This window comes from Atribacterota bacterium, assembly GCA_039638595.1.
In the GTDB taxonomy this organism is placed as follows: domain Bacteria; phylum Atribacterota; class Atribacteria; order Atribacterales; family Caldatribacteriaceae; genus Profundicultor; species Profundicultor thermophilus.
This window is the reverse complement of sequence record JBDIWM010000007.1, coordinates 1-21,727: the sequence shown is the minus strand read 5'-3', so window position 1 is coordinate 21,727 and position 21,727 is coordinate 1. Positions and strand designations below refer to the sequence as shown.

21 protein-coding genes are annotated in these 21,727 nt (G+C 51.5%); 8 read left to right on the top strand and 13 right to left on the bottom strand.

What is annotated here, in order from left to right:
- Positions 1–4: 4 nt before the first annotated feature.
- From ABDK92_03155 to ABDK92_03105, 11 genes are all read right to left on the bottom strand, one after another.
- Positions 5–1,048, bottom strand: a complete 1,044-nt coding sequence (locus ABDK92_03155) for a GntG family PLP-dependent aldolase (GenBank protein ID MEN3185621.1) — start codon at positions 1,046–1,048, stop codon at positions 5–7.
- A 13-nt stretch (positions 1,049–1,061) separates the two neighbouring features.
- Positions 1,062–1,661, bottom strand: coding sequence for a TetR/AcrR family transcriptional regulator (locus tag ABDK92_03150; protein ID MEN3185620.1), 600 nt, complete (start codon positions 1,659–1,661; stop codon positions 1,062–1,064).
- Between the two features lie 9 nt (positions 1,662–1,670).
- Positions 1,671–2,945, bottom strand: a complete 1,275-nt coding sequence (locus tag ABDK92_03145) for a DUF1302 family protein (protein ID MEN3185619.1) — start codon at positions 2,943–2,945, stop codon at positions 1,671–1,673.
- An 11-nt stretch (positions 2,946–2,956) separates the two neighbouring features.
- The gene (locus ABDK92_03140) at positions 2,957–3,730 is read right to left on the bottom strand and encodes an outer membrane lipoprotein-sorting protein (protein MEN3185618.1); all 774 of its coding nucleotides are present in this window, start codon (positions 3,728–3,730) and stop codon (positions 2,957–2,959) included.
- 4 nt (positions 3,731–3,734) lie between these two features.
- The gene (locus ABDK92_03135) at positions 3,735–6,521 is read right to left on the bottom strand and encodes an MMPL family transporter (GenBank protein ID MEN3185617.1); all 2,787 of its coding nucleotides are present in this window, start codon (positions 6,519–6,521) and stop codon (positions 3,735–3,737) included.
- A 169-nt stretch (positions 6,522–6,690) separates the two neighbouring features.
- Positions 6,691–6,861: a hypothetical protein gene (locus ABDK92_03130; protein ID MEN3185616.1), complete on the bottom strand. Its 171-nt coding sequence runs from the start codon at positions 6,859–6,861 to the stop codon at positions 6,691–6,693.
- Positions 6,862–6,965: 104 nt separating this feature from the next.
- The gene (aroF, locus tag ABDK92_03125) at positions 6,966–8,855 is read right to left on the bottom strand and encodes a 3-deoxy-7-phosphoheptulonate synthase (GenBank protein MEN3185615.1); all 1,890 of its coding nucleotides are present in this window, start codon (positions 8,853–8,855) and stop codon (positions 6,966–6,968) included.
- 67 nt (positions 8,856–8,922) lie between these two features.
- Entirely contained in the window at positions 8,923–9,483 is a 561-nt protein-coding gene (locus ABDK92_03120; protein MEN3185614.1) for a flavodoxin family protein, read from the bottom strand.
- 6 nt (positions 9,484–9,489) lie between these two features.
- The gene (locus ABDK92_03115) at positions 9,490–10,473 is read right to left on the bottom strand and encodes a D-glycerate dehydrogenase (GenBank protein ID MEN3185613.1); all 984 of its coding nucleotides are present in this window, start codon (positions 10,471–10,473) and stop codon (positions 9,490–9,492) included.
- Between the two features lie 35 nt (positions 10,474–10,508).
- Entirely contained in the window at positions 10,509–11,036 is a 528-nt protein-coding gene (locus ABDK92_03110; protein ID MEN3185612.1) for a ferritin family protein, read from the bottom strand.
- On the bottom strand, positions 11,033–11,425 hold the full coding sequence (locus ABDK92_03105) for a DNA polymerase ligase N-terminal domain-containing protein (GenBank protein ID MEN3185611.1): 393 nt from the start codon (positions 11,423–11,425) through the stop codon (positions 11,033–11,035). The genes ABDK92_03110 and ABDK92_03105 overlap by 4 nt, the downstream gene beginning before the upstream one ends.
- Before the next feature lie 102 nt (positions 11,426–11,527).
- On the opposite strand from ABDK92_03105, the gene ABDK92_03100 reads away from it, so the two are divergent.
- Genes ABDK92_03100 through ABDK92_03080 form a run of 5 tightly spaced genes read left to right on the top strand, consistent with a single transcriptional unit; the run spans position 11,528 to position 14,352 of the window.
- Positions 11,528–11,830, top strand: a complete 303-nt coding sequence (locus tag ABDK92_03100) for a hypothetical protein (protein MEN3185610.1) — start codon at positions 11,528–11,530, stop codon at positions 11,828–11,830.
- Between the two features lie 11 nt (positions 11,831–11,841).
- The gene (locus ABDK92_03095; GenBank protein ID MEN3185609.1) at positions 11,842–12,429 is read left to right on the top strand and encodes a sigma-70 family RNA polymerase sigma factor; all 588 of its coding nucleotides are present in this window, start codon (positions 11,842–11,844) and stop codon (positions 12,427–12,429) included.
- A complete protein-coding gene (locus ABDK92_03090; protein MEN3185608.1) occupies positions 12,408–12,635 on the top strand; it encodes a zf-HC2 domain-containing protein in 228 nt (75 codons plus the stop codon). Before ABDK92_03095 ends, ABDK92_03090 begins: the two co-directional genes overlap by 22 nt.
- A gap of 17 nt (positions 12,636–12,652) precedes the next feature.
- Complete coding sequence (gene epsC, locus ABDK92_03085; GenBank protein MEN3185607.1) at positions 12,653–13,567, top strand: serine O-acetyltransferase EpsC; 915 nt, start codon at positions 12,653–12,655, stop codon at positions 13,565–13,567.
- Positions 13,564–14,352, top strand: a complete 789-nt coding sequence (locus ABDK92_03080) for a hypothetical protein (GenBank protein ID MEN3185606.1) — start codon at positions 13,564–13,566, stop codon at positions 14,350–14,352. Before epsC ends, ABDK92_03080 begins: the two co-directional genes overlap by 4 nt.
- Here the strand turns inward: ABDK92_03080 and ABDK92_03075 are convergent.
- Positions 14,316–14,714, bottom strand: coding sequence for a YlbF family regulator (locus ABDK92_03075; protein ID MEN3185605.1), 399 nt, complete (start codon positions 14,712–14,714; stop codon positions 14,316–14,318). The two genes, ABDK92_03080 and ABDK92_03075, sit on opposite strands and share 37 nt — an antisense overlap.
- Positions 14,715–14,829: 115 nt before the next feature.
- Between ABDK92_03075 and ABDK92_03070 the strand changes: the two genes are divergently transcribed.
- Positions 14,830–15,786: an L-lactate dehydrogenase gene (locus ABDK92_03070; protein MEN3185604.1), complete on the top strand. Its 957-nt coding sequence runs from the start codon at positions 14,830–14,832 to the stop codon at positions 15,784–15,786.
- Between the two features lie 69 nt (positions 15,787–15,855).
- Positions 15,856–19,044, top strand: coding sequence for a diguanylate cyclase (locus ABDK92_03065; GenBank protein MEN3185603.1), 3,189 nt, complete (start codon positions 15,856–15,858; stop codon positions 19,042–19,044).
- Here the strand turns inward: ABDK92_03065 and ABDK92_03060 are convergent.
- A complete protein-coding gene (locus ABDK92_03060; protein ID MEN3185602.1) occupies positions 19,005–20,024 on the bottom strand; it encodes a LacI family DNA-binding transcriptional regulator in 1,020 nt (339 codons plus the stop codon). The genes ABDK92_03065 and ABDK92_03060 overlap by 40 nt on opposite strands.
- Positions 20,025–20,257: 233 nt before the next feature.
- Between ABDK92_03060 and ABDK92_03055 the strand changes: the two genes are divergently transcribed.
- Entirely contained in the window at positions 20,258–21,667 is a 1,410-nt protein-coding gene (locus tag ABDK92_03055; GenBank protein ID MEN3185601.1) for an L-fucose/L-arabinose isomerase family protein, read from the top strand.
- The last annotated feature ends 60 nt before the right edge of the window (positions 21,668–21,727 follow it).

The window sequence follows — 21,727 nt, the reverse complement described above, 5'->3', positions numbered from 1 at the left end:
AAGCTCACCGAGGGCGCATGATCTCTTGAATGCGTTCTAGTGCTACCCCAATCTGAGCCCGGTTGACCTCTTTGGAAGTCACGAAACGCACCACCGACCTTCCAGCTGGGGTCGCCAGCACGCCTCTCTCCTTCAACCGTTCCACAAATTGACGCGCATCCCATCCACTTTCCGAAAGTTCTGCGAGCACAAAGTTGGTATGAACTCGGCCTCTATCCACCCTCAATCCAGGAATCGCCTGCAGCCCCTCAGCCAGAAGACGAGCGTTCTCATGGTCTTCCCGCAGGCGAGCAATGTTTTCGGGAGAAAGAGCCATGACTCCACAGGCACACAGCCATCCAGTCTGACGCATCCCCCCACCAAGCATTTTCCGGTACCGTTCGGCCTCTCGAATCAAATCCCGTGAACCAGCAAGAAGCGATCCCACCGGAGCTCCCAGCCCCTTGGAGAGGGAAACCATCACCGTATCGGCGTACTGAGTAATCCTTCGCGCTTCCACCCCCAGGTACACCGCCGCATTGAAGAGCCTGGCTCCATCAAGATGGACCGAAAGACCCTTTTCTCGGGCCAGTTCTTGAATGGCCTGGAATTTCTCCAGGGGAGGAACGATCCCCCCGTAGCGGTAATGGGTGGTTTCAAGACAGATGAGTCGAGTCCGAGGATAGTGGATGTCATCAGGACGAATGGCCTGAAGGATCGCTGACGGAGCAGGGACTCCATCCTCTCCCCGGATGGGTTTCACCATCAAGCCGGCGATGGCCCCCACTCCCCCGGTTTCAGAAGTCACCATATGAGCATTCTCTTCCAGAATGACTTCCTCGCCTCTTCGGGTGTGGGTTAAAAGGGCTACCAGATTGCCCATGGTCCCACTGGGGAGAAAGAGGGCTCTTTCCTTCCCCAGAATCGAAGCCCCCAGTTCCTCGAGTTCCCTCTGCATGGGGTCTTCGCCATAAATGGAGTCCCCCAACTCTACCCGAAAGGCAAACTGCTTCATGGCCTCGGTAGGAAGGGTAATGGTATCTCTTCGCAGGTCAATCGGTTTTTCCACCGTAAGTCCCCCTTCAAAACGCAGTAAAAATCTCCTTCAGAAACTCCCGGTCTTCTTCACTGATGGTTTCTCCCCGCTGCAATTCTTCGATACAGTATCCCATGATGCTCGCTGAAATCATACGTATGAGCTTCCTTCCCTCAATCCTCAGTCCATCCCGGAGCTGGACATCACCGATTCTTTCGGCTACTCTATCCCACATCCTCTGCAAATGGGCGAAAATCGCTTCCATCCGCCGATGAGCCTCTTGGTGACAAAACAGGTCAAACTCAACTCGGTGCAGCAAAAGCACCAAGTCTCTTTCCTGGCGGAAAAAGTCAAAGTACCCGTCAATGAGGGAACGAATGATTTTCTTACGGTCTTCAAGGAGCAACAATTCGTCGATTCGTGCTGTGACCTGATGGATGGTGGTTTCAAGAATCTCCATCAGGAGATCCAATTTACTCTCAAAATAGTAGTAGATGGTGGATTTTTTCACCCCGGAGAGTTCAGAAATTTCCTCAAGGGTGGCATCGAAGAAACTCTTCTCAGCAAATACCTTTTTTGCGGTCTCAACAATCTTCTGTTTCTTTTCTCCACCCGGTTCCATCACCATCTCGCTTCCGCCCATCATCAAATCCCCCTAAAAACGGTATTTCACCTCCAAGAAAATTCCATCCGAAAACCCACCCAGGATACTCCCCGGTGCACCACTACTCCGCGCGTACGACAAAGAAGTCGTCCAGCTCGTTTTCGGCTTATACTCCACACCCAGAATGTTGACCATACTTCCATCCTGCAAACTCAGAATGGCATTCCAGAACGGCTTCCACTTTCCATCTTCACTCTCCCAATTGGTAACAAGGTAAAGATACGAAGAAACGTTCTGCCCTTCCTCCCAGGGGTTCCCCAAAAGATAGTTCAGATTCAGGTAAAAGTTTTCATGGGTGTAATCAATACCAAAACTGGCCTTCCAGTAGGGTTCCTCGAGAACGGAAAAACTGGAAACGGGGTTACCATTGATGAGGATGCTCTGGGTCCAGGGCTGAGGAAAAATGAGCGCTAAGTCTCCCCGTACCGTTACCCCTTCTAAGCCCTCAATGGTACCCTGAAATTCAAGTCCCAAAAGTGAACGCCGGGGGTATCCTGCCAGGATGTCCACTTCTTGTACCCTCTCTCCCTCCATGGTGATGGAAGTCTGGTAAGGAAAGGGTGAAAGGTAGTACCCATTCTGGAAACTCAGAGCTACATCGAATTTCCCCACCGATCCTCGAGCCCGAATCGCCCAGATGGGCGAAAAAAAACCCACCGAAGGCGTATCTTCCTCAATCCGCACCACTGCTTCTCCAAAGTCAAGCCCCAGAGCGGCAGAGAGCGAACCCAGGAACATGGCCTCTTTCACAAAGGAAGGGATGAAATTGGGCACAAAATCGGGTTGATAGAACAATTCTAAAGACCAGGTGCTACTGAAATACCATTCAATATCTACGGCCGGCACCGGAATTTTGTCCTGGAAACTCTCCCTATCCGCTGACAAGGAAAAGGGTCGCGGGTTTAAGACATCAACCGGACTCAGCACATCACTGGCTCCCCAGGTCAGTTCCAGGAGTCCGAGTTTAAAATCAAGGCTATCCCAGGGTGCACCGCTTCCCTGAAGGTAGAGCTGGTTAAGGTGGAAGGGACGTGTGGTATTCTCATCCTGATATTTCAGGCTTAAATCAGCATGAAGGTAGTACCCCTCGCCCAAATCCAGCGTGGTCATGGCATTAAGCTTTAGGCCATAATCGACATCAGCCGTGTTCAACTGATAGGAAACGTTCCCCACCACCTCACCACTCCACTCTAAGGAACGGGCCAGGGGAACAAAAAGAAGGGTCAAAACAACCACCGTGACTGGAATGTACAGGATTCGGCTCACCGTCACTCACCTCATAGGGATGGTTTCTGAATGGTCCGGACCGAGAAGAAATCACTTGGTAACGAGATATTCTCCTCAATTTTTTCCATGGTAAAGACGGTTTTGGTCTCTTCCTTCAAATCGGAAAAGGCAATTCCCAGCAAACGAATCGTCCCATCCTGGCGTTCTTCCACCTTCAGAACCTCCAGAGTTTTCCAGAGGTTTCCATCCTTATCGAAAAAGTCAACTTTTTTGAAGTAGAATTTCTCTTTATCCACCAGCATCACCAGCTTGGAATAATCCGAATCCGGATCCTTGGGACGGAGCTCAAGCTGGTAATTGGCCTCATCTTCCCCCAGGAGCGTGCTCTCATACTCCTCACGGTCGTAATTTTGACCAAAATCCTCATAACTGAAGCTGGTGCCAGCAAACTTCTCCTTTTTTCCCGAACCAGCAATGAGCCGTACTTTTTTAAACGCCGGCATATAGAGGTACATCTTTTCCCCACTTTTCAGATTCAAAAGCGTCACATTTTTGACCTCAGCCGGACTCAAAAAGCGGATGACCATGGAGGTGGTATCGTCACCTTCATCTTTGGAGTACATGATGACCTCTCGAGTTTCATTTTTTCCCTTACTATCGGTGAGGAGCATGGTTCCCTGGATTCTCTGGGTTTCAAAACGAGCTTCTCTCTCTTTCATGGTATCCAAAATTTCATCCGCCGTGAGTCCGAAGGCAACCGACCCCCAAAAAATTCCTCCTACCAAAAAGGCCAAAAGAAGAACCACACCGTATCCTTTCCGCATCACTCTATACCCCCTTTTCGTTCTTATTTCCCTTAAGCAGTTCCCCCAGGTGGAGAAGAAGCGGTAACAAGAGCAAGGTATACACCGCACTCAAAAGGAGCACCGTAGCCACCAGAGGTCCAAACATCCGCAACATTCCAATCTGAGAAAAACCGAGGACATAAAAACCACCGGCTACACCCAGAGCATTGAGGAGAATCCCCCTTCCGGTGTTTTTGATCGTACCCTCGACTGCACTGTGAATGTTACCCTGCTTCAGTTCTCCATACCAGCGGGAAAGGAAATGGATATTGTAGTCTACCCCTGCCCCAATGGCAATGCTGGCAATAGTAAGGGTAGCCACGTTCAGGGGAATCCTGAAAAGACCCATCATCCCAAAAGAGGAAGCCACCGTCAAAAGAAGGGGCACAATTCCCATGGAAGCTTTTTTTACCGAGCGGAACTGCAGCACCAAAAGCCCAAAAACGATAACAAAAGCCAGAACCATACTCTGCACTTGGTTGGAGAAGAGCTTACTGTTCACGTAATTGCTGATCACCGGCGTCCCGGTGATTCGGTAATCCATGGTCAACCCGGACTCATCCTGAGTCGGAACGTAAACTTCTTCATCCAGAACCTGATAGAAGATAAAGTCAAACTCTTCATCGAGGGTCTTTCCAGCCCGTTCTTCCACCATTTTCCTTAAAGCCAGGACCTTGCGATTCTTCGCCACTCGTTCTACCGAATTGGTCATGATCCCCCCAAGATACATGGCGGTATCCTCATCCAGGTCAAGTTCTCCCCGGAAGGCTTCTTCGGGAGTCATGCCTTGTGCGAGGGCACGCTGTAAAACCGCTTTCACCGCTTCAGGATCAAGACCAAGGTCTTCGATTTCAAGCAGCGCATCCTTGACCACGTCCTCCACAAACTGGTCCTCCCCGCGCACAAAAGCCTCCCAGGGTTGGGAAACGATGGCGGTGATTTCCTGGCGCCACTCCTCCGGAGACGCAATCTCTAAACCAAAAAGGGTAAGGTCACCCATGATGGTATCGACAAGATATGCCTGTCCCTGTGGTTCTTTTACCGCAATTGGCTTCACCCGCCTGGGTCGCTGGGCTAAAAAGGCCTCAGCCTTCCTGAGCTCTTCCTTCAGTTGCGCCGAAGTGGTCTCTTCGGCTCGAAATTCAAGGAGCGTTTCTGCACCATCGTTTCCAATACGACCCTTGATATAGGCGCTATCCTGGGCAAAGAACCACAGATTATCGAGTTTCTCCTGGGAAGCCGGGATGGCCTTCCACCCCTCCACTGCTTTGTTGAGGTCCATGAAGAAGGAGGCAATGGAAGACGCCTCTTTAAAATTTCGGTACTGACCGAGGTACTTCCCAATACGAACGATTTCTCGCAACACAAAAGGGTGACGCACCTGGGGTACGGAAAGCCACAAATAATTATAGTCGGTACTCCCGAATCGATTTTTAAAATACTCCAGAAGCACCGTCACCGGGTGGTTTGTCCCCATTTGACTTTTCACCGTAGTCTCAACCCGAATCTGGGGAATACCCAAAAGGAAAAGAACCGTCAGAGCAAGAAGAACGCTCAGCACCACGGTTTTGCGGTACAATACTCCCCGGCTTACCACCTCCAAAAACCAGTGAATCCGATCCCTGCGAGCAACCGCCTCCTTATGGTTGAAATGTCTGGGAATACGCCTAGGAGAATACACCCGATACAGAGCCCCCAGAGAAAAACAGGCGAGAAGCAATCCAAAGAAAATTCCCAAAGCCGAATACAGCCCAAGATCTGAGATTGGTTTGATCTCTGCAGTTAAAAACGAGAGGAATCCTGCCATGGTGGTGAGGGCACTCATGATGATGGGAAGCAGTACCCCCTTCATGGTTTCCTCCAGAGCCAGAACGGAGTCTCCCGGGTTGAGTTTGCTCCGTTCCTCGTAGTAGCGATTCACAAAGTGGATTCCATAGGCCGTAACCAGCGCCAGAAGCATGACCGGAAGCGAAGCCGAAATCACGGTGAGCGGCTGCCCCAGGAACGCAGCAGTCCCAATTGTCCAGAGGGAAGCCAGAAGGGCAATAAAAATGGGTAAAAATACGCCCTGGAAGCTGCGAAACCCGATGTACAGGATGACGAGTAAAACCACCACCGATAGCGGAGTCAAAAAGGCCATATTCTGGCGAGCACTCTGAGAGACCTCTCGCATGATGATGGGAAAACCAAAATAGGTGACTTGCGCCGGAAGAAGCATCCGGTCAACTGCCCTTTTGACCTCTTCGATGGCCTGATACTCATCCACTCCCTCATAAAAGGAAATCATGACAATGGTGCCCTTTCCATCCGAAGTGACCAGCTTTCCCCAGATGAGTTCATCCTGCCTGAGTTCCTCTTTTAAGTCTTGCGCCTCCGCCTCACTCTGGGGCAGGACATCCACGACCTCCTTCACCTCAATTCCATAGTCCGTGGTCACAATCTTGGGCATACTGGTCAAGGCAGTCACATTCTGTACCACCGAAAGCCCCTTAATGGTCTCCACCACCGCCTGCAAATGAGAAAGATTTTTCGGCGTAAAGAGGTCGTCAAATTCCAAAGCGATAATCATACTCTTTTTCTGGAAGCCACTGAATCGATCGCTCAGGGAGTTGTAGAAGGAAACCTGGGGGTCATTCTCAGGAACATATTTGGTGATATCGTCTTCAAAGCGGGTGTTACGCATCCCGTAGCCAAAAAAGAGGGTCATAAGGATCGTCAACCCCAAAATCAACCAAGCATGCTTCATGATTCCCTGAATCAGTCGGTGCACAATTCCACCTCCATCTCCCGATTAAACCGAACGTTCAGTCGAATTGGAAACCATTATATCCCCCTTCCCATAATTTGACAAGAGCACCAACCAAATTGAGGTAAAAAAGGAGAACCCCAAAAAAAAGGGGGGAAGTCCGGGACTTCCCCCCTTTTTTTTGGGAAAAAGACTATGCTTTCTGTTCTTTACGCATCGAAACGACAATACCCACTATACCTAAGATGATTTTAAGCAGTGCATGCCATACTGGCTCAGTTCCCAGAGGAATACCGGGAATCACTCCCAGAATTCCCATGATGAGAAGCAACCAGCTGTAAATAACAAGAAGCGTTTTGACCATTCCTCTCCACCTCCTATGATGGTTTCCAGAAGGAGACTCTACGGCTCTTCTGGTCTTGATGTCCGCTTATATTATACGCTACTTCAAGGAACGATGCAATGATTTTACGACTCACGTTTCCAAGAGTTATGGTAACTTCCCAGAACCCGCAGGAAAATGGTTCGCTGGGCAAGTTCAGCAAGAAGGGTTTGATACGTTTCTGCCACGAGATTTCCTTCCCAATCCGCGTAGAAAAGGTATTCCCAGGGCCGACCAGGATGCGGACGAGATTCCAATTTCAGCAGGTTCACCTGATGCTGGGCAAAAACCTCCAGAGCTCGATAGAGGCTACCAGGGAGATTCTCCAGGGCAAATACACAGGAGACTTTATCGTGGCTTGGCAGGGCCTCGAAACAGGTAGAAATAATGATAAAACGGGTAAAATTGCGCGGATTATCTTCAATCTCCTCTTCAGCCAGCACCAGGCCATACTTCCGAATGGCTTCTTCGCTGGATATACATCCACTACCCAATCCAAATTCGGCGCTTCTTCGGGCTGCTTCCTCGGTGCTTCCGACATTCATCACCCGTACTCCTTGGAGCGTCTCCAAGAATCGAGCACACTGGGCAAAACCCTGGGGATGGGCAAAAAGCACCCGGAGATCCCCTTTTGAGGTTCCCGGGAAAAGACCCAGATGCTGGGAAACCCGGATAAAACGTTCTCCCACGATAAAGACCTGGGGAAACTCTAACAACAGATCAAAATTATTGTGGATACTTCCGGTAATGGTATTTTCTATGGGCACAAGACCATGAGTCGCCACCTGGGTGTGGACTTTCTCAAAAACTTCCCGGAAACTGAGACAGGGAAGAAAGGCAGCATCTGGAAAAGAGCGGCGAGCCACCTGGGAACTGAAGGACCCCACCTCTCCCAAAAAGGCGACAGTACACGGAGAAGAACCAGATTCATCCCCACATGCCACCCGGGACACCGTGGCTTCTTTCCGTAGCTCCTTTCCTACCAGCACACTCACCACTTCGAGATCTAAAACCAAACGGCGAAACTGTTCTGGATAAAGGCTCTGAGGACCATCAGAAAGCGCTTTCTCCGGTTCGGTATGCACTTCCACCATTACCCCATCGGCCCCACAGGCAATGGCGGCCCGGGCCATGGGAATCACCTTTTCCCGCAAACCCGTCCCATGACTGGGATCCACAATCACCGGCAGGTGCGAAAGGTCCTTAATAATGGGAATGGCGGTGAGGTCTAAGGTGTTACGGGTTAATTTTTCGATTCCCCGCACCCCCCGCTCACACAGAATCACCTGGAAATTACCCAGACTCAGGATGTACTCAGCCGCCAGAAGAAAATCTTCAATGGTTGCCGACATTCCTCTTTTCAACAAAACTGGTTTTCCCAACATTCCCACTTTCTTCAAAAGGTCGAAATTCTGCATATTGCGGGCCCCAATCTGGATGATATCAGCGTACCGAGCTACCAGTTCAGCATTTTCAGGACTGGTGGCTTCAGTCACCACTGGAAGACCAAATCGCTCCCGAGCTTCAGCCAGAATCAAAAGACCCTCCTCTCCCAACCCCTGAAAACTATAAGGGGAAGTACGAGGCTTAAAAGCCCCTCCTCGCAAAACATGGGCCCCAAAACGTTTGACCACTTCCGCCACCCGAAAGAGCTGGTCTTTCGATTCCACCGCACAGGGTCCCGCCATCACCGTTACCGTATCTCCACCAATGGTTACCTCGCCAACCCGAACCACCGTTCCTTCGGGTCGAAAAGCCCGGTTGGCCAGTTGAAAAGGAGTCCCAATTTCCACCACTTTTAAAATCCAGTCAGAGGGGAGCAAACCCTCCGGAGAAAAATTCCGTTCGCTTACGAGAACCGTGTTCCCATCCCCCCCCTGGAGAAAATGCGCCCTCACCCCAGAAGAGCGAAGAGACTGGGCAACTGCCTGCTTTTCTTCCTCATACAGACACTTTGATAGGAGAACGATCACCATTTTCCACCCCATTCACCGCCATGGTGACTACCACGATACAAAAAGAGGGAAAAGAAATCAAGCCGTCCTACCCGCCAAGGAACGATTTTCCCGCTTCTTCGACCTCCTGAAGACACGGTGTGCAGGCTGCAATCGCACCCTTGGCGTCAAACCCCCGAAAGAAAAGCCCCCCCTGGTACTGACACCCGAAAGCATCAAAAAAGTACTTGGTGGTCAGAATCACCCCCTCAAAGAGCCGTTCTCCCCTGGTGGCCCCCACCGCCAGAAGAAAACCCTCCTTGGGTTTCATGGTTTCTTTGAGCAGATACCGTCTGGCCCACAGAGGTTGAGTCCGGTCGATGAGGGCTTTGAGGTGTGCCGGAAATCCGTAAAAGAAAACCGGAGCACTCAAAACCACCTTGTCTGCTTCAAGAAGGATCTGGTAGATTTTCTCCATCTCATCCTGCACCACGCAGGTGTACATCCGTTCGCAGAAACGGCATCCCCGACAAAAGCCAAGATCCATCTCGCTCGGGACCAGGGTAGTGAGGGTCATATTCGGTGAAATCCCCGAAAGAAAAGCACGCAAAAGAATTTCGCTATTCCCACCCCGGCGAGGACTTCCCATAATGGCGACGACCATGGTCATAGAGTTTTACCTCCGGAGTACCTCAGGATTCACCAGATACTGCGGCACTTCTCCTTGCAGGGCCTTCACCAGGTTATCGGCAGCCATCATTGCCATTCGGGTTCGAGTAGTCAAAGACGCAGAACCGATATGGGGCGTCAGAACCACATTGGGAAGAGTGAGGAGTGCCCTTTCCACCTCTGGCTCCCTCTCGAAGACATCCAGAGCCGCTCCCCGAATGACACCCTCCCGAAGAGCCCGCACCAGCGCTTTCTCATCCACTACCGGTCCCCGGGAAGTATTGATCAAATAGGCACTCCGTTTCATCATGGCCAGTTCTCGTTCCCCAATCAGATGATAGGTGGCCTCAGTGAGAGGCACATGCAGGGTGACAAAGTCAGCGTGCTGCAGAAGGGCCGGGAGTTCCATGTATTGAATCCCCAAAGACTTTTCTTCCTCCCCCGGAAGTCGCTTTCGGCTGTAATAGACAATCTGCATGGCAAAGCCCGAAGCCCGCCGGGCCACCGCTTTGCCGATCCGTCCCAAGCCCACGATTCCCAGAGTTTTTCCGTACACATCCTCTCCCAGAAAAAGAAGAGGATCCCATCCGATAAATTTCCCGGAACGGACCAGCATGTCGCCTTCCACAATCCGACGGGCCACACCAAGAAGAAGGGCAAAGGTAAGATCAGCCGTGGTTTCGGTGAGCACCCCAGGGGTGTTGGTAACCATGATTCCCCGCCGGGTGGCTTCCCTGAGGTCAATATTATTGAAGCCGGCAGCGTAATTGGAGATGACCCGTAAGGTCCCAGATGCAGCTTCCATCACTTCCCGGTCAATGGTATCGGTAAGAAGGGAAAGAAGACCGTGTTTGCCGCGCACCTTTTCCAGTAACATTTCCCGAGAAATGGGTCCAGGAAGATGATTCACCTCCACCTCGCAGAACCTCCCCAAAATTTCTAAACCTTCTTGAGGAATTGCTCGAGTCACAAAGACCTTGAATCGTTCCACGATTTTTCCACCATCCTTCTCGAAAAAGGGGGATATCAACCCCCCTCAAAAATGGGTTTCTCCTCCCTATAGTACCATTCCGAAGGGTTCGAAAGGTACTCGTGAGTATTGAAGAGAAGGTTGTAGTGGCGGTATTCCTCCGAAGCCAGAAAATCCAGAAAGTTGATTACGTCCCGTTCCGAAACCACCTTCATTTTTTGGACATAAAATTGATGCGATTTCGACTCAAGATCCATGGCCATCTTGATGGTTTCCATTTCTCCAGTTTGGGGGGTCAGGAGTTCGTTCATATGTTTCTTGGCCTCGGTGAATACGTTCTCAAAGTACTCCCGGGACGATTTCCGCACTCCACCCCATCCCTCAAAGGTAAAGGTTTCCTGATTTTTGATTTTATTGTACCCTTCCTGAATTTTTTCAATGTGAATCAATTCCTCATCTGCCAGACGTTTCAGCACTTCTTTGCTCAAGGGGCTTGTCACCGTTTCCAAGCCTTGGAGGTAAAAATTGCGACCGTCCTCTTCCATTTGCAATGCCTGGGTGAGGATTTCTTCTAAGCGCATCATACTTCCTCCTTTCTTTTAATAAGAAGCCAGTTGTTTCCCAAAGAAGCAAATTTTCCCTGTTTGATTCGGATCAGAGCATATTTCCCCTGCAATTTTTCGCCGTGCAGCTCGAAGAGGATTTCATCCTCCTCCCATTTCGTTGCCCGGTAAAAACCATGGTCCCAGATGCGTACCACCCCCCGACCATATCCTTCGGTAATTTCTCCTTCAAACTGGGCATAAGAAAGCTCGTGGTCCTCAACGGCGACAGCCAGTCGCTTTTCTCCGTCGTGAACCGGAAGTACCCGTGGAACCGCCCAGCTCTTGAGCACCCCATCCTTCTCCAGACGGAAATCAAAGTGATGGTGCGAAGCCCAGTGTTCCTGAACCACGAATATTCTCTCCTCCATCACTCACCTCCTCTTGCTTCTCCTATGACTTTAAACCAACCCCAGCTTGTATTATTCACCCGTTATGATAAAATATTTGAAAAGCATTTTGAGGAGGATACAATGCAAGAGCTCCCTTTACGGTGTAAGAACTGTAAGGCATTAATTACCCCCGAGGACCTCACCGAAGTGGGTATTTACAAAGTACCGGCCTATCGGGGGTCAGCGTACATCCGATATATCTGCTCCTACTGCCGGGAATTCGGCGAAGTCACCTTTAGTCTGGAAAAGATGGAGGATATCGTGCGCATCAGCCGTAAAAAGAAAAAGGACCGACCCAAAGGACAGATCACCATCGATGAAGTGATCGAATTCCACAAGGAGCTGGAAAAACTGAAAAACGTTGATTTTCTAAAAGACCTCTAAGGAAGGGAACCATGCCCACCAAAGAAGAGAGGAAAGAAATTTTTCAAAATCTCTTGAAACCAGAATTAGGAGCCCTGTTCCGCACCGCGCTCCGCATGACCCGTAACCGCGAGGACGCCGAAGACCTGACCCAGGAAACCATTGCCAAGGCTTTTGCCGCTTTTGACCGGTTTGAAGCAGGAACCAATTTCCGGGCCTGGATTTTCAAAATCCTCACCAACACGTTTATTAACAACTATTACCGGGTCCGGGAAAAGCAAAAACTTCCTTCTCTGGACGAAATGGAAGAAGATACGGCCTTCCAGCCCGCTTTTGAGGGGGCCACTCCGGAAGAAGCACTCCTCAGCACCCTTACCCGGGAGGATATTGTGAAAGCCATCGAAAGCATTCCTCTGGAATTCAGAACTGTGGTGATTCTGACTCTGGTGGAAGGATTCTCATATAGGGAAACGGCGGAAATCCTGGACATCCCCATCGGGACAGTCATGTCGCGCCTCCATCGTGGTCGGAAACTCCTCCAGAGAGCCCTCTGGGAATACTCCAACAAGAAACAGAGAGAAAGGGAGAATGGGAAAGAATGGACTGTCAGGAAATCGTAGAAAAAATGTACTTCTATCTGGACCATGAAATCCTCACCGAGGAAGAACGAACGGAATTCGAAAAACACCTCCAAATGTGCCGGAATTGTTGTCAAAAGTATGAGTTTGAACAAGCACTGTGGCGCCTTATCCGCCAGAATGGCTTAGGAGAACCCATCCCGGAGACCTTAATCCAGCGTATTGAAAGCGTCATCGCCCAATTCTGAAAAAGGAGGATTCCACCATGACCTCCCGCCGTCTGATTGCCATTGACCTGATCGCCAAATCCTTAGTGGAAAGTTACCGCAAAACAGAGCGGATCACCAACATCGAAAAACGGGAATTCCCCTCCCGAGAGCGAGTTATCCATATCACCGAAGAACTGCGCACTCTCCTTTTCCCCGGATACCTGGGAAGAACCCGCTTGTGCTGGCTGAACGTGGAGTACGTGGTGGGAAGCAAACTCGACTACCTCTTCACCGAATTGAGTGAAGAAGTCGCCAAAGCCTTCCGGCATGAACTGAAAATCCAGGAACCGATGCCTTTTTACTGTGAAGACCAGGCCTGTCAGGTCACGGAAGCCTTTCTATCGAAACTCCCTTCCATCCGGGAAATGCTTGATGAAGATGTCCAGGCAGCCTATGACGGGGATCCGGCAGCCAAGGGACTGGAGGAAATCATCCTCAGTTACCCTTGCATCATCGCCATTTCCATCTATCGCATGGCCCATGAACTCTTCATCCAGGGGGTACCGCTCATCCCCCGGATGATGACCGAATACGCTCATGGCCTCACCGGCATTGACATCCATCCAGGAGCCAAAATCGGGCGGAGCTTCTTCATCGACCATGGAACCGGAGTGGTCATTGGGGAAACCTGCGTCATCGGCGACAATGTGAAAATCTATCAAGGGGTTACCCTGGGAGCGCTCTCCTTCCCCAAAGACGAACGAGGAAAACTCATTCGGGACACCAAACGACATCCCACCATCGAAGACCGGGTCACCATTTATGCCGGAGCCACCATTTTAGGTGGAGAAACCGTAATCGGTGAAGGGAGCGTCGTTGGCGGAAACGTCTGGCTCACCCATTCCATCCCTGCTAACACCAAAGTGGTGATCGAAGAGCCACGCCTGCGCATTGTGGAAGCCAAACGATGAGCTGGCGTCTTCACCTCCTGTTTCTTTTCCTGTGGGGCGCAGGGAGTGTGCTTTTTCTCTCCCTCTCACCGAGCTTTTTGGGATTTTTCTCTGCTCTTTTTGGAATCTTCTGGTTTTTTCTGGCCTTTATGCCGGCCCAAAAAGCATTCCGAGCAGCGCGTCAAAAAGGTTATCCCCCTGGGCGTGCTCTGGGTATCGCTCTCCAAGCTTTTTTCCATTATCCCCGCTTTCTGTGGATCCTCCGGCTTGGTTTTCCCCTCGATGAACCCGAGAAAAAACGCCTCCTTGAGGAGTCTTCCCACTTTACCCGGGTGACCAAACCCAGCTCTTTCCTTTGCCCTTTTTGTGGGGTCGAAATTCCCCAGGCCCTCAAAACCCTGCCCCAGGGAGCCATCACCGCCCGAACGGTCCCCCTGCTTTGCCCCCGCTGTCAGACCCGGTTCGATGTCTGTCGCTACTGCAGTTTTTTCCAACCTCAGCAAAGTGGGCTCTTCACGAGTCACGCTGATGGGGGAAAATGCGCCGTCATCAAAAAGGTGCAGCAGGTGGACGAGATTTGCACTCCGGCGGTAGCTCGACGATTAAAAGAAATGGGGTGGTTTACTCTTCATGCCGGCATTCTTATTCGCGATTCTTTTGAGCGGCCCGAATCTTGCCGCTTTTTCCAGTTTGACGAAGCGAAAACCACCCTGGATCGCATCCCCTGCATGGGAAAAACGAGGTATCTCCTCTTGCGAATCGAAGCGGACTACTCCCACTCCTCTTCTGGCTCTGGCTCGACCTGAGCCGCAGATTGAGCGAAGTCAAAACCCAGAATGGAACTCATCTCTCCGTTCACTTCCTGAAGGAGCGACACTAAACGATCCTGAGCCTGAAAGTAGGAGAGAATCACCGGATTGGAAAAGGCTTTCTGGCGAATGTGTTCCATCTCGACGAGGTCCTCATCGGTGACTTCACGCTGCATGGCAATCTGATTGAGGTTCGCCTGGGCCTCTTCCAACTTATGCAGTAAACCCATTGCTTCCAAATTGGACGTTAACATTTCCCGGCTCCTTTCGAAATCCCGGAAAAACTGGGTAGCCATAATGAGTTCCGCCAGGGAACGGGCCGTATCTTTGACCTCATGAGGCATAAACGCTTTTTCCACAGAGCACCTCCCAAAGAATTTCTCCCATTATAGAACTTTTGAGCGCAAAAATCCACCGCAACAAATCCTCTTCAATGTCTTCCTGTGGTAAGATAGAGAAAAAGGGGGAGTAGCGATGCCTGTGCACGTAGCCATCGTGGGAGTGGGAAAAGTGGGTAGCACCATCGCCTTTTCGTTACTTCTTCAGGGGTTGGTAGACCATATCTTTCTTACAGGACTCCACGAAGAAAAGGTTCGGGGAGAAATGTACGACTTACGCCATGCTGGCGCATTCCTCTCCCACCCGGTGGAAATCGACACCTGTAGCCTTAAGGAATTGAAGGGAAGCGATATCATCATCATCACCGCTTCCCGGCCCATTGCCGGTATGAAGGACCGCCTGGAACTCCTGCAGGGGAATGCCGAACTCTTTCGGGAGATAGTGCCGGTATTGAGTCACAATAATCCTGACGCCATTTTCGTGGTGGTCACCAACCCCGTGGATATCATGACCTATCTGACGCTTCGATGGGGGGAACTCCCGGCTCAAAGGGTGATGGGCACTGGTACCCTCATCGATAGCGGTCGTTTCCGCTTTTTGATTGGAACCTATAGTGGCATCCACCCCTCCGACGTCCATGCCTATATCCTCGGAGAACACGGAGAAAGTGCTTTTGCGGTCTTAAGCAGCGCCCAGGTGGGCGGAAAAGTCCTCAGAGAAGAACTTCCGGTGTGTCGCACTACCTGTTCCCCGAAAACGCTCCCAGAAATCTTTGCCGAAGCCAAAGACGGGGGAATGATGGTTTACCGCTACAAAGGGTACACCAATTACGCCATCGCCTTAGCCGTCACCACCCTCCTTGAAGCCGTGCTCAAGGATAGCGGGCGGATTCTCCCCGTGAGCACCCTCCTTGAGGGGTACCTGGGCATTGAGGATGTATGCCTGTCGGTGCCAGCGGTGATCGGGAGAGCAGGAATCCTCAAAACCCTGGAGCTTGATTTTTCCTCCCAGGAGCAGGATGCCCTCAAGCGTTCGGCAGAAAAAATGAAAGCGGCGATCCAGGAGGCACTCTCCTCTCTCCATCCCGTTTGATATAATGAAAAAAAATAAAGGGAGGGTCGAGCGATTTTCCACCGGGCATGCCAGGCATGGTGGTTGAGTGTGGTTGCTGCCCTTGTGGTGCTGGTTTTTTCCACCGCTTCGGCCAGAACCATCCGGGTGGGCGTATACGACAACCCACCTATGGTCTTCCAGGACCAGAGCGGGAAAATCACCGGATTCTACCCCTATCTTTTAGAGTACATCGCCCAGAAAGAGGGGTGGAAAATTGAGTACCGCTGGGATACCTTCACCAACCATCTTCAATCCCTATCTGAAAACACGATTGACCTCCTGGTTGGCATCGCCCATTCCCCAGAGCGTGCCCAAAATTTCGATTTTAACCAGGAAGCGGTCTGGCTTAGCTGGGGGATGGTGTACACCCATCCTTCGATCTCCATCCAGTCTTTTCTGGATTTGAACGGAAAAAAAATCTTTGTGGTCACCGATGATATTTACCATAAGAACCTTCGAGATATGGTCACCGGATTCGGCCTCGATTGTCAGTTCGTCGAAACCGAAGACTACCACCAGGTCCTCCAAAAAGCCCAGGAAGAAAGGGGGATAGGAGTGGTTAGCCGAACCTTCGGCCTTCTCTTTGGCCCTTCCTTTAACCTCAAGCCCAGTCCCCTCGTTTTCAGCCCGGTTTCGCTGCGCGTTGCTACCCTTAAGGGGAAAAATCGGGAAATCCTGGACACCCTGGACCGGTGGCTTTCTACGCTCAAAGAAGATCCTCAGTCCGCGTACCACCAGGCGGTTCACGAATTCTTAGAAGTCCACACCCCTTGGACAATGCCCCGATGGGTGTACACTGCGCTGACGTTAGTGCTTGGAGTTGCAGCGGTTCTTTTAACCTTCACCGTGCTCCTCCGCCACCAGGTGGTTCGAAAAACGAAAGAGCTTCTGGAAAAAAATAGGGTCCTCCAGGAAGAAGTTGACCATCGTCTTCGGGCTGAAGCCAGGCTGTCACTTCAGGTACAGGTCGAGCGCCTCTTAACTCAGGTCTCCACCCACCTTTTTCGGAGTGAATCGCTCGATGCGGCGGCCCAGTCCGCTTTGGAAAAAGTGGGGAATTTTCTCGGGGTCGAATACCTCCTAGTCCAGTTCCCTCAAAGACGGTACCTCTTCATTAACCCCACAGGGGAAAGGGGCGAACCGGAACCCCTTGTGCCGAAACTGATAACCATTCCCCCTATCCGGAAAATCTGGGAGAAAGAAGGTGAAATCTGCTTTTCTGATTGGGAAAAGGTCGGTTTTGAGGGAAAAAAAGCACTCCTCTTTGCCCGGGCATTCCGTTTGCGAGAGGAAGAAGGATTCTTGGAGGGAATGGTATCAAAAGAGTACGAGGCGCACCAGGAGCTCCTCCACCACCTCCCGCTCATCACTCATTACTTAGGAGCCCTCTTTGAATACCTCCTGGTGGTGAAACAGAGACGGGAACAGGAACGGTGGTTCATGGTGACCTTAAAAAGTCTGGGTGATGCGGTGATCACCACCGACCCCCAGGGCCGGGTGACCTTCCTCAACCCGGTGGCCCAAAGCCTCACCGGCTGGTCTCAGGAGGAAGCCCAGGGAAAACCAGTTGAAGAGGTGTTCCGCATCGTGAACGAAGAAACCGGTGAACCGGTGGAAAATCCGGTCAGGCGAGTGCTCCAGTCGGGAATGGTAGCCGGTTTAGCCAACCACACCCTCCTTATCCGCCGCAATGGAGAAAAAATCGCCACCGACGATAGTGGTGCTCCTATTCTGGACGAAGAGGGAGTGGTCAAAGGGGTGGTGCTCGTTTTTCGGGACATCACCGAACGCCGGCGCCTGGAGGCCCAAGCTCAAGAGAGTGAACGACACTACCGGCTCCTTTTCAATGCTATGCCGGATGGTTTTGCCCTGTTAGAGCGAGTTGAAGAAGAGGAAAAGGTGGTGGACCATCGCATCCTGGAAGTGAATCCTTCCTTACACCGGCTCTTTCCTCACCTTGACCAGTTAGAGGGGAAAATGTTGAGCGGCCTCTTTCCGGACTGGAGGGAGCGGTTTCCCTTCCTCTTTTCGGCTCCTCCTTCCGGGGATTTACCCCAGAAGCACGAAGTGGTATTTCCCGAATTCGACACCTTCCTGGAAGTGACGGTGTTTCCCGTCTCCCCGAAGCGAGTGGGCCTCATCGTAGCCGATATCACCGTCCGTAAAAAAGCCGAGGAAAAAATCCGTTACTTCACCTTCCACGATTCTCTCACCGGTCTTTATAACCGGCTCTTTGCCGAAGAAGAACTGAAACGCCTCGATGATGGACGGCACCTCCCGCTGAGCATCCTCTTTGCCGACCTCAACGGTCTAAAATTCGTGAACGATACCTTCGGCCACCACCAGGGGGACCTGATTCTCCAGGAAGCGGCGCAAGTCCTGCGGAGTACCTGTCGGGAAAGCGATATCGTCTCCCGGTTTGGCGGTGATGAATTCCTGGTGATTTTCCCCTTCACCCCCTCCTCAACCCTGCGGGAGATTGCCGAGCGCATCGCCAAGAGGTCAAAAAAAGCCCAGGAGGAAGACCCCTTCTTTCTGGGTCTTTCCATCGGCTTAGCCACCAAGGTCGACCCCACCGAAGACCTGTGGGCCATCATCCAGGAAGCGGAAAGACAATCCTACGAACGAAAATTACAAGAGCGGACTCTCTACCAGGGTGAAGCGGTCCTGACTCTCCTCCAGAGAGCGCTCTTTCACCTGGAAATCGAAAAACCGCAGGAGCTCAAAACCCTGGAAGAACTGAGCGCACAACTGGGAGAAAGGTTAGAGCTTTCGGAAGGTGAGCGCAAGAAAATTCGGCTCTTAGCCCTCTTCCATGATGTGGGAAAGCTCACCATCCCTTCCACCGTCCTTTTTAAAGCCGCTCCGCTGACCCCCGAAGAGTGGGAAATCCTCCGGAGTTATCCCATCGCTGGCTACCGTATTGCCCGCACCAACCCAGCCCTGATGCCGATTGCCGAGGAGATTTACGCCTTTCGCGAACGCTGGGATGGACAGGGTTATCCCCTGGGGAAAAAGGGAGACGAAATTCCCCTTGTGACCCGGTTGGTGCAGGTGGTGGAAGCGTACTTCGCGCTTCTTTCTCCTCGACCACACCGTCAGGGATACCCCCCAGATGAGGTCATCGCCATTCTTAAAAAGGAGAAAGGACATCAATTCGACCCGGACCTCGTCGAGCTTTTTCTTGAAACCCTGGCTCAGGGGAGGGGTTTACCCTCTCTGCATCCACAGGAATGACGAATGATGACCTCGGGTTTCAGGACTACTTCTCGCCTCTCCCGGATTTTCTCTCCCCCGATTCGTTCCAGGAGAAACTGGGTGGCTAAACTCCCCATGGTGTAGGCTGGCTGCCGAGCCACAGTAAAGAAGGGAACCAGAACCGAAGCGAGTTCTAAATCATCAAAGGTCACCAAAGCCAAGTCTTCAGGAATCCGTATCCCCGATTCCCGCGCTGCTCGCACCACCCCCATGGCGATGAAGTTGTTGCCGGCGAAAATCGCTTGCGGCAGTTTCCGAAGCTCCAGGAAACTTCTGGTCATCTGGTAGCCGAAATCCTCCTTGTAGCGGCCAACCAGAAGCAGTTCCGGACGAAACGGAATCCCAAATTCGGCTAACGCCCTTTTATACCCTTCGACCCGTTCCACACTGGTAGAAATCTGCAGGGGTCCAGCAAACATGGCGATTTCCTTCAAGTGGTGTACCTCCAAAAGATGGCGTACCAGAAGATAGGCTCCCCCCTCACTGTCACCCACCACGCAATCCCAGGAAAACCGCTTGAGCCGGCGGTCCACCAGCACCACCGGAATCCCCCTTTCTTTGAGGGTAAGAAGCGTTTTCCCATTTCCACAGCTTGACACCACCAACCCATCCACCATCTTTTTGAGCATGAGATCGATGTAGGTTCTCTCTTTTTCCGGATCTTCGTCAGTATTGCAGAAGATGGTGTTAAAGCCAGAGCGGGAAGCGGTATCCTCTACTCCCCGGGCCAGATTGGTGAAAAAGGGGTTGGTGACATCGGAAATGACCAGGGCAATGGTATCGGTCTTCTTCTTTTTGAGACCCCGGGCCAGGTAATTTGGGGTATAGTTGAGCTTCTCGGCGGTCTCAAGAATTTTACGCCGGGTTTCCTCCTTGATGCGGTTGCTCCCACTCAGGGCCCGGGAAACGGTGGCCGGCGAAACCCCCACGATTCTGGCTATATCGTAAATGGTGGTCATGGTGTATCCTCTTTTTTCCAGTTTTTACCAAGTATTGTAGCACATCATTCCTGAAATGTGTAACTGATTTCACAACCAACTCCACAAATTCGAAGCGATGAATACCAATTTTTAAACCACAAAATAAGGAAGGCAATTTTGTTTTTTTTCCAGTTGAAATTGAATCCAAATACTGCTAAAGTGAAAGAGAAAGGGTGCATTTTTGAAATCGATTGCGAAAGGAGGAAAAACACATGGCCAAAATTGGTGTCATTACCTTTTCCGACGGACGGAAACACGTGCACCAGGAACTCCTTCCCATGAACCGGAGTTTTGAAGAGAAACTGGTCAAAAAACTCCGTGAAGCCGGACACGAGGTGGTGGTGGCCGACGAGATCCCCTGGACGAACCAAACCGCGGTCAAGGCTGGAAAAAAGATGCAACACGAAGGGGTGGATTGCACCATTTTCAACTACGCCATCTGGTCCTGGCCCCATTTCACGGTGTTGGCGTCCCGGTTTGCCCCTGGACCGTACCTGTGCCTTTCCAACATCAATCCAGGGTATCCGGGCCTGGTGGGAATGTTAGCCAGTTCCGGAGCGCTCCAGAACATCGGCGTACCCTATATCCGGGTTTCAGGGGATATCGAGGACCCCAAAATTTTTGGGAAAGTCCTCACCTTTGTCAAAGCAGCCGAAGCAGTGAAATCCCTGCGGGGAGAAACCTTTGGGTGTTTCGGCGGACGGCCCATGGGGATGTACACCGCCAGCGTGGGTACCGATAACTGGGCCAAGAATTTTGGGGTGGATGTGGAACACGTGGACCAGTGGGAGATCGTGCGCCGGGCAGAACGCATTCCCCAGGCGAAAGTGGAAGAGGCCCTGAAGTGGTGTGAAGCCCAGGTAGGGAAAATCCTCTACGATGGGAAACAACTCACTCCGGAAATCCTCAAAAAACAGATTGCCTCCTACTACGCCGTGAAAGAACTGTGTCAGGAAATGCATTTCGATTTTTGCGGCATCAAAGCCCAGCCGGAACTGACCGAACACTTCTGCACCATGGATGTAGCCGAGGCCTTCCTGAACGATCCCTACGATTTTGACGGCCCCAAAGAGCCCATGGTGTGCTCCACCGAGGCCGACATGGATGCCGCCCTCACCATGGAAATCATGAAGAAGTTAGCCCGGACTCCGGTGCTCTTTGCCGATGTGCGCCACTGGCACGACGACCACAGAGTCCTGGACCTCTGTAACTCCGGTCAACATGCCACCTACTTCGCCGGAGGAAGTTTCGATTACCGGGACAACCTCCCCAAGGTGATCTTCTATCCTGAATCCTTCTACTTTTCAGCAGGTGGGGCTGCAGTACACCACTTAGCCCACCCTGGAAAAGTGACTCTGGCCAGGTTAGGACGAAAAGAGGAGCAGTACTACATGGTGATTCTACGGGGTGAGTTTGTCCAGTTTGATGCTGCCACCAATGAGCTTCTCATGAAACGGACCCAGATTGAGTGGCCGCACGCCTTTGCCCGTCTGGAGACTGACATCGAAACCTTCATTCAGAAATTTCCCTGTAACCACATCCACGGGGTGTACGGAGATTACGTGGAAGAACTCAAGATGACCTGCGAGCTCCTCGGCGTGGAGTACGAAGTTCTGCAATAAAAAAAGCCAGGGCGAAAAAAGCCCTGGCTTTTTTCCCAAAAACCCTCAGAAACTCTTTTC